The 9,012-nt window shown below is 50.2% G+C and carries 7 protein-coding genes; all 7 read right to left on the reverse strand.

Annotation, left to right across the window (positions count from 1 at the left end):
- Nucleotides 1-1,436 (reverse strand): caspase family protein (locus tag NZ772_01480; protein MCS6812234.1); only part of this gene is annotated, 1,436 nt, incomplete at its 3' end.
- A 294-nt stretch (nt 1,437-1,730) separates the two neighbouring features.
- On the reverse strand, nt 1,731-2,999 hold the full coding sequence (locus NZ772_01485) for a DUF1822 family protein (GenBank protein MCS6812235.1): 1,269 nt from the start codon (nt 2,997-2,999) through the stop codon (nt 1,731-1,733).
- 15 nt (nt 3,000-3,014) lie between these two features.
- Nucleotides 3,015-4,610 (reverse strand): hypothetical protein, encoded by a 1,596-nt coding sequence (locus NZ772_01490; GenBank protein MCS6812236.1) that lies wholly within the window; start codon nt 4,608-4,610, stop codon nt 3,015-3,017.
- 369 nt (nt 4,611-4,979) lie between these two features.
- Complete coding sequence (locus NZ772_01495; protein MCS6812237.1) at nt 4,980-5,876, reverse strand: hypothetical protein; 897 nt, start codon at nt 5,874-5,876, stop codon at nt 4,980-4,982.
- 116 nt (nt 5,877-5,992) lie between these two features.
- A complete protein-coding gene (locus tag NZ772_01500) occupies nt 5,993-6,925 on the reverse strand; it encodes a hypothetical protein (GenBank protein ID MCS6812238.1) in 933 nt (310 codons plus the stop codon).
- Nucleotides 6,926-7,311: 386 nt separating this feature from the next.
- Nucleotides 7,312-8,307 carry a hypothetical protein gene (locus NZ772_01505; GenBank protein MCS6812239.1) on the reverse strand — a complete coding sequence of 332 codons (996 nt, stop codon included), beginning with the start codon at nt 8,305-8,307 and terminating at the stop codon, nt 7,312-7,314.
- Between the two features lie 34 nt (nt 8,308-8,341).
- Nucleotides 8,342-9,012: hypothetical protein (locus NZ772_01510; GenBank protein ID MCS6812240.1), on the reverse strand; the 671-nt coding region annotated here is incomplete at its 5' end.

Consider the following 9,012-nt stretch of genomic DNA (forward strand, 5'->3'; position numbering starts at 1 on the left):
GCCTCTGGGTAAGCATGGACATCGATTTCATCCCAGGACTCAGCTACAAGCCCTGCAAACCCCTGACGATAATTTGCCTCGCGCTGAGCTGCTGCTGCACGCCACTTCTCTAGAGAATTGCCAACGTTATTGTCTGTCAACCCATTGGCTCGGCTGATAGCGCTGAAATCACTCGCTGCGCCATGCTCTAAAAACCATGCCTCAACCTGTTGATGATAGTCGTCAAACGCTTGATTTGCCACCCCTGCTAGGCGCTGATAAACTACAGAAATCTGTTGGTTCGACAAACTCAATTGTTTGTGGCATTTCGTCTGTAACGTAGGATCACAATCTTTAGGGATGGGTAGCTTTTGCTGTTGAATATAGAGAGTTATATCCCCTTCGCAATGCTGAAAAACGTGATCGACATCAGCCTCTATCGTTGTAAAGTCGCTGTGTCTGAGCAGTCTTAGCTCTTGTTTGGCGGCTTTTAACACCTCTTCATCTTCAGGGCGGAGTGGTAACCCATGCTGACGGGCATCATAATAGTGCTGACGGTAGATATTGTATTGTGCTTGACGGGTTTGTTCATAGATCTGCTGGTCGTGCTGTCCTGGAGCAAAGCCTAGAGGAAAATCTTCAGCATCATCCTTGATAATGCGCTTAGGAGTTTGTGTTAATCCTTTGCTCTGAATCCACCGAATTGTCTCTGTTTTAACATACTCAAACAGAGGACCAGGTTTGATGCGACGCTCACGATCGGCTGCTTTACCTCGTAGACCATCCAACAACCAGTAGGTAAACACCCCATGTCCAAGGTCTGGAAATTCGTAGGAAAACTCACCAGCTCGGCAGGATAACAGGGTAAACAAGCCAACACCCTCTCGACTGGTGTAGGCATCAAAGGCTTGTTCGATCTGAGTGGAGAGAGGCTGTTGGTAAGCGAAGACCGGGGAGGAAGCATCTCCAGAGCGAGCAATCACCACCCCTTTGCTGGCTGCACCGCTGTGGCAAGCATCTACCAAGACGATTTGCTTGCGGGCGTTGCACTGGCGCAAACAGGCTAAAAACTCCGACAATAACAAACTATCCGGGGCTGGGCTGGCTAGCTTGGTTGCTGGTAGACACAGGTAGGTATCGCCATTGTGGGCATGACCATGACCAGAGAAGTAAAACAACACCATGTCATCTCGTTGGGATTCTTGAGAAATCCGATCTAGGTTTGCCATAATCGCTGCTTTGGAGGGGATTTCTCGTCCTGCACAATGCACGAGTTGCTCCTTGTGAAATCCATCCGTAATCCGATCAAGTTCCTTCGCCACATCTGTGCAATCAGCTACGGCATAGGAGAGATTCGTTAACCCTGGATCGTCATACTCATTCACGCCAATGAGCAGCATCCAAAACTTGGCTCGCCCCCTTTTGTAAATGTTTGATTGATTGTCAGGTCTAGCCACGGTGTCTAACTACCTATCTCAACGGAATACTCAATATCTTACTGATCGAGTTCACTGCCTGTGTAGTCACATTGGCAACTGCCATCTAGCCGGTTAAATTGGGCTAAATCATAGTGACTATAGCAACAGTGGACGACTGACTAAGGGGGCGTTGATCTTCAGGAAACAGGCTCAGGAAGCGCACTGATCAAATTAGAGCTATCTCTAGGGTAACATTTGTATCAGAGTATCTAGCTCTATAACGTAGGCAGATAACGTAGGCAACGATCGCCTACTTGTTAGTATTATCACTGATCATCGCAAATATGGAAACCAGGGAAGATGTTGGCTGGTGTCAGGTGATGGATGGGTAGGAAACTCTTCAGGGAGCATTGCTGAATTGCCTAGCAAGCTAAGTTCTAGCTGGTATGCTTCTCCAGCAGCACCAAGAATACTGGCTTCCAAAACGTCTTTGGGTTGCCCTGGGTTGACCCGATCACCATCCAGCAAGTCACCCTGCTCGTCTCGCACATCAAGGGTTAGCCCCACGGGTAAGCTGGCTTGAGGATCAGGACTGTTGACTTTAATCTGGGCACGCAGTTCTTCGGGATCATTGGTAAGCTGATAGACGATCGCCAGATTAAAGCGTTGTCCATCCAGCAACACCTCACAGCCCTTGGACATGGGGTTGATCTGGGCACTCCTGGCAATTGCCATGGCAAACTCAGGCGGGTTCACCAAGTCTTGGAGCGAACGCCAAGCCGTGATCACAACTGCCCTTGCTTCCCGTGTGATGGTTACCAATGTCTCCCCGATACTAACTCTCTCTTGTTGAGGTGAGGTGCGACAGGTGTGGAGTTGGTCTAGGTGGCTGGGGTTGGCGAGCAGGGCAAGCCAGCGATCGCCCCCCTCTGGCTCCGGCAACAGACGAGGTGAGTAAGGCATGGGTTGGCTATAGTGACGAATGAGAGATTCGGCTACTGAGTCAGATAAGTCTGGTAGTGACTCAACCTGAGGCTGGGGATCGGGGCAGTGTTCTCTCAAGTGCCAGATGGTGTAGATATTCTCGTGGAGGTTGCTGACAGGGAGGGAGTAGGTACGATCGACCCGATCATACGCTCCTGCTTTCACGTCGTCATGGGTGGCATAGCCTGCAATTCTGACCCAGTCGTCCTCTAGGTCTACTTGGCAGGCAACATAGTAGGGAGCCGCCCACTGGTGATCACTGGGGATATCGACCCACTCGCGGGGAACCCGCAGTTCGTCCAGGGTGAGGGTGTCGGTGGGGATGACGACGAGAGGAACATCGCCGATCGTCACAGAGAAACCGGTCACAAATTCCCAGCGTTTTGCTAGGTCATCGGTAGCGGGGGCGATCGTGTCGGGACGATCGAGGGTTTCTGGTAACTCCCGCTTCAGGCATTCCAGGCAAAGGGTGTTGAGGGTTGCCCTAGCGCGGGCAGTGTCGTGGGAGTAAGGGTACTGTTCGGCTTGGGCAGCGGCTTGGCGATCGCTGTCGGCGATCGTCAACCAGATGTGTTCGGGATACAACTCGGCTAATTGGTCTAATTTCAGTGTCAACATGGTGAAGTTCTCCGTCTAAATAGCTGGATGGGGTGAGTGGGCTTGTAACCAGGAGTCGATAAACGCGGTGATACGTTGGTCTGCGTCTGGAACGGCATCCAGCTTGGTTACGTGCAAACGATCGAGCAATTTTTGTTTCAAGTCATCGCGTAACGATGAACTTGAGCTATCAGAATGAAGATGCACCAAGCTTTGGTATTCGGCAGTGAGAAACTCAACCAGCCAATTTCGGCAGTGCTGGGGTAGATTTATCTTGAGAGCAGTAACTACCTCTTTGGCTCGTGCAGCATGAAGTTCTCGTAGTTTTTTGGGATCATCGTGATGAATATCACGACACCAACTCTCCAAAAGTGCTTTGGATAAGGGATTCTTGACAATACGAGATACATCGCTATTGGCTTTGAAACCCTTGGGTTTGCCGAGCAGTTCAACCACATAATCTTGCCCAAAGTTTAGCCCGCGCCACAGAACTAGCGCTGCTTGCTCAATGTCGGAAAGCTGGGCAAAGGCTTGGACGATCGTTGATGGAATTTTCTCCTCATCTTCTTGCTGCTCTAGATAGAGCATATAGTCTATAGGTGTCAGATTCTGTGAGTCTTGGATTGAATCTTGGAGATCTCCAGCATCTGGATCTGATGATTTGAGTGGGGCATCAAGACTGAGCAGTTTAAAGTTGCTCCAATCCTGGACTGCTTTCCGACAGTCATTCATCATCCGTTCGGCAGTTGCTTGGTCAATCCTAGTTTTGTCAGCAGTTGCACCGAGACATTCTAGGCGTTGGTTAAAACACTCCGCAATTGCTTGCCATTGTTCAGGACTGGGATCAGGCAGGGGTTTGCGCCCTTCCTGACGAGGAGCATGGATTTCTTGATAGCAGTCCCAAAGTAAATCATGACGCTCCAGTTTGCCGTTAGCATAACCGGCTGAGTCTAAAATTTTCTTGCGATTACGTGATCCTTGCTTCAATTGAGATGTCTTTGACTGGTTGCGGGTTTTGTCCCTAATGGATCGATCATCTATTTCATCTCTGAGCTTGTCAGGCAACTTGTGCTTCAAGAAGGTCTTGATGGTGTTGTCCCAATCGAACTTGAACGGTTTCAACAAGGAGAAAGGCTGACTAATCACGCAAGCAGCGATCGCAGCACACTCCTCTAGAGCTAACTTTAAGCCTAGCCGCCTATATAGCGTGGATGCAGCAGAATAGGCTGGCTCTTGCAGGTAGGCAATTAATAGGTCACGATTTTTGCTTGACAGCTCTTCAGCATAAGTCTGACTTGGCTTATCTAAATGGTCATGAATGCATTTGACTTTAGCATTCCGACATTCCCGCAGTTGAATAAGCTTGGTAATCAATGCAGCTAGATCGTGGACAGGAACCTTTAAGGACTGGACAAACTCGGCATCATGCTGATAGGTCAAGAGCAATAGATAGCGTGCCCAGGCATCATCAGTGACGGGATCGTCTTCTGATAGTCCGTCGGTCAGCTTCATCATGAGTTGTTTTAGCCTACGATCGGTCTGGATGTGCCGTCGATTTCCGACGACGCTCCAAAATTCGGAAAACTTTCTGACCACATCGAGCTTGTCATTACTGGGGTTGTCATTACTCATGGCTGGCATCTCCGCAAATGGCTGGCAGGATGGGGTGTTGGCATCATACAGACTGTCCTCGATCGATTTCTACTAACCTTATCGGTCAAACTTGCGGCGATTATGCAAACAAAATCGCAGAAAAATTTTCCAGATTATTTTTTAGGTAACTACTCAGGCTGCCCTCACCCCAACCCCTCTCCCAAGCTGGGAGAGGGGCTAAGACACTGGTTCGGTTCCCCCTTCTCCCGTCTTGAGAGAAGGGGCTAGGGGATGAGGGCGACTGGAAGCCTAAGTAGTTACCATGACCTAGGGCGTGTTTTAAAGCTAACTGTGAGGGTTGATTTTTCGTGCGCGACGCGCACGAAAAATCAACTTTTAAAACAGACCCTAAATCATCAACAGGCTGAGGACATCTTCTAGAAGACCGATCGCGGTGGTGGTGGCAATGTTGGTGGTCTTTGCCCCAGTGACTAGGCTTTCCTTGGTGGTGGTAAACAGTCTGCCCGCCTGTTGGACGGCTTCCCTGATCCGAGTCATGGTCTGCATCACCTCGTTCCCAGTTTCCAGCAGAGAGTCATAGAGTTCTCGCTGGTTTTCTACCACTTCCTTGAGGGAAACATCAGCATGGTCTGCCGTTGCCGACTGGACGGTTTCCAGCTTGTCGGTTAGTTCTGTCAATAGATCTGTAACCTGTTGGGCAAAGGTGGTCACTTGGTCAGCGATTTCAGTCCGGCAGTCATCACTGAGGTAACTGTTGAACTCACTAGACTGTTGGTTTACAGCGTCTTCATGGCTGGTGATGTCGTTGCTGACTTCCGATCGCAGGTGCTCTTGCAGGGTGGCGATCGTCTGGGTTAGGGTCGATCGTATCTGCTCCGTAGCCTGTTGCAAACTGGTGAGGGCAGTCTCAGTGGCATCTGCTCCACTGGTGAGTTCTGGCTGGGTGGTGGTGAGGTTTTCACCGAGGGCAGCGATCGCGCTCCTAGTCTCCTCTAGTTTGGCTTCGGCTTCTGTTTGCAGTTCTGTTGCCCGCTCTTGAAGATCTCGCAGCAGTTGGTTCACCTCATCGGCTTCGGTGGCGAGGTCGTCGCGAAACTGATTGGTTTGCTCTAGAACTTTCTGGATGCGGTCTGCCAAGGCTTGCCAGTCGTCATCAATCTGTTGAGAGAGGGTATCAAACTCTTGGTTTAACTCATCCACATGGGGTTGTGTGTGATCAACTTGATCGAGCAGGTGGGTCAACAAGGCAACGGTTTCAGTGGCGGTAGTATCTAGGTCAACCATGGTTCAAACTCCTTAAGTTTTATGGAATGGGGTGAGTTGTTTGGGTTCGTGTTTTCTGGGCTGGGACAACCAGGATGGCATCCTACTGCATGGAGTTCAGTGCACAAGCTTGAGCATTATCCGGGCCAGCTTAGACCAGGAATTTTCTCTAGGACGTGGCGGACGGCAGCGATCGCATCGACGATCGGTTCAACCATATCCTCTAGTTTCTCGATCAGTGGATTGAGTTCCTCCCGCTCCGATTCCGCATCATCCTTGCCTTCAATGAAATCTTCGGCAATCTCCTCCAGCGTATCAAGGACAGTGGTAATGGCTTCAGTGACTAGTTCCTTCAATCCATCCTCAATCTTCTCCTGCGCCTCATCGAGGATAGTATCCACACTTGCTTCAATGATTTCAGAGCCGATGCGCTCTAGGGTGGATTCACAGGCATCCTTACTGTCCTCAAACTGCGTGAGTAGTTCTTTGACCTGATCGCTGACTTCTTGGAGTGCCTCGGCGATCGCTGTTTGTGTCTGCTCCACTTGGTTGTCTGCCTCAGCACCAGACGTTTCTAGGGACTGTTGCAAGGCTTCTACCTGGGATTGCACCTCCTCCAAAGCAGCAATCAACTCCTCCTGGTGAGATTCAAGGGCAGAGTGGGTTTCGGTCAACTCACCTTGGGCTTCATCGGTGGCTTGCTGCAAGGTGCGATCGCAATCCTCCAGTTGGGTTTTCAGGTCAGCCAACTGTCCCTGTAAGGTTTGGCAGTCTTGTTCTATCTCAGTTTGTGCCTCCGTCAGCCAGTTTTCCATTTCATCTAGGCTGCTATCTAACTCAGCCATGATGGTTTCTGTCTCCCCTTGACTAGTGGCTACTTCATTACGCAACTCTTGAAAGGCAGACTCCAACTGTTGCATCAGAGTTGCACACTCGGTTTGCTGGGCTTGCAGGCGATCGCCAAGCTGATTCGCCAACACCTGGACTTCATTCGTATCCTGAATCAAGCGATTTAACTCTTGGGGAGCTAGCACAGCCATGCGTTGCAATTCATCAAGTACTTGGTTCATGGGTTTTCATCCTTAAAAAATTAATCCACAGAGATACGGTAACTACTCAGCTTGCCCTCACCCCAACCCCTCTCCCAAGCTGGGAGAGGGGCTAAAAAGACTGGTTCGGTTCCCCTTCTCCCTTTTTGGGAGAAGGGGTTGGGGGATGAGGGAAAATTTCCTCAGGCATATCAGATTGAGGTCGCACCCCTCCCAAGTTGGGAGAGGGGCTAAGATTCTTGCTTCTCCCAAAACGGAAGCAGAGGAGTTCTGGATTGAAGTCCTTCTCCTAAGATGGGAGAGAGATTTAGAGTGAGGGCAGATGCTAACGGTATAGTGCGAGTTTCTGGTGTCAGATTGGGTGTTGGGTTTTCACTATCGCCGCAACCCAACCTACCCGATGGAATTTAGCCGAACAAGCCACCAAAGGATAATGCCTCTTTGATCATGGTGATGGCAATCTTGGCAGCAATAATTTGGGGCAATACAGGACTGAGGGCGGTTGTGGTAGCAGCACCAAACTGCATCATGGCGAAGTTTTCGGCAACTTCCTTCACGACTTCTTCTAGAATGTCTGAGAGAATCTCTTTGAAGGTATCCTCCAGCTCTGTCTGCAAGGTTTCTTCGGCATGGTCTTTCACGGTGTCCATGATCTCTTGACCGCGCTGCTGGAGTTCTTCACCACTGGACTCGACAAGGGCAGTCAAGGTGCTGAAGATATCCGTTAACCCCTGATCTAGGTCGCTAAAGCCGTCACTGATATCAGACTGGTGGTCGTTGGCAAGTTGCTCGGAGAAGTCGTCAAAATCTTCACCTAGTGCCTGGTCGTGGTTTTCTAGACGCTGTTTCAGGTCATCAAAGATGCTGTCTGTCTCAGCTTGGAGAGTTTCAGTACGTTGCTGGAGGTCGGCGATCGCCCCGATCAACTGGTCAAAGGTCTGTTGGGTGGCTTGCTGCTCTTGCTCGATAACGGACTGGCAGCGATCGAGTTGGTCTTTCAGCATCGAAAACCCTTGCTCGACCTCGGTTCCTGCTTGCTCCAACTGATTGTGTTCGGTTTGCAATGCTGAGACAAGCTGGTCATGGGCAGACTCAACCTGCTGAGCAGCATTCTCCAGACTGTTTTCAGCCTCAGCCAGCACTGTTTGCAGGGCATCGGCAGCGTCAGTCAAGTCTGCCTCAGCCTGCTCAAGCACATCCTCAGCCACTTGCAACTCATCCTCAAATTGGTCAAATTGCTGTTCGATCGCATCGGTTAACTGCTCCAACGCCTGCTGTTCCTCGGTCAGCGCGGCGGTAGTATCTTCAATCTGCTGAATCGCAGTTTCCAAAGCTGCCAACAATTGTTCATAACCTTCAGTGCTTTCACTGAGGTCTTGGCGCATTTCTAGGACTTGTGACATTGATCGTCTCCTTACAAAATCAGGGTGAAATTTCTTAGCCTAAGATGTCTTGCACCTTCTCCAGCACGTCCATCACAGGTTCAACCACGTCGAGAATGTCGTTGATGGTGTCGAGGATGTCGCCTACTTTGCCATCCAACAACTCTTGAGATTGTTCAGTGACTTCATTGAGGACAGAAAGTGCCTGCCTCAATCCATCACCAGCCGTGTTGATTACGTCACAGGCTTCACCAGGAAGCAACTGGGTAATCAAATCGCTACAGTGCTGGTCATGGTTGTCCAAGGCTGTGACTAGCTCATTGGTACGATCGCGCCCCATCTCTTGCAGATTTTCAAAATCCCTCGTGACAGTTTCTAGCTTTTCTTGAATCATGCTCTGTAAGGTTTGAAATTGCGCCAGTAGCTCATCTTGGCGCTGGCTCAAATCATCCTGCACAGTTTGGACGATGGACTGGAACTCTTCGAGATCCCCTTCAGTATTGCTGGACAGGTTCTCTGCCTCAGAGGTAGCGGTGTTGCTTTCCTCCTCAAGCTCAGTTAGGGCAGTTTTGATCTGTTCAGACTCTTGGGAAATCGCCTCAGTTAAATCCTCCACTTGCTGCTGGAATTCTTGCAGGTGTTGGTCAATCTCGTCTGCGATCGTATCCAGCTTGCTGTCCATCTCGGCTGCTCTGTCTCGCAAGGCAGCATAGTTGTCCATGGCGG

Source organism: Cyanobacteriota bacterium (assembly GCA_025054735.1).
GTDB lineage: Bacteria > Cyanobacteriota > Cyanobacteriia > SKYG9 > SKYG9 > SKYG9.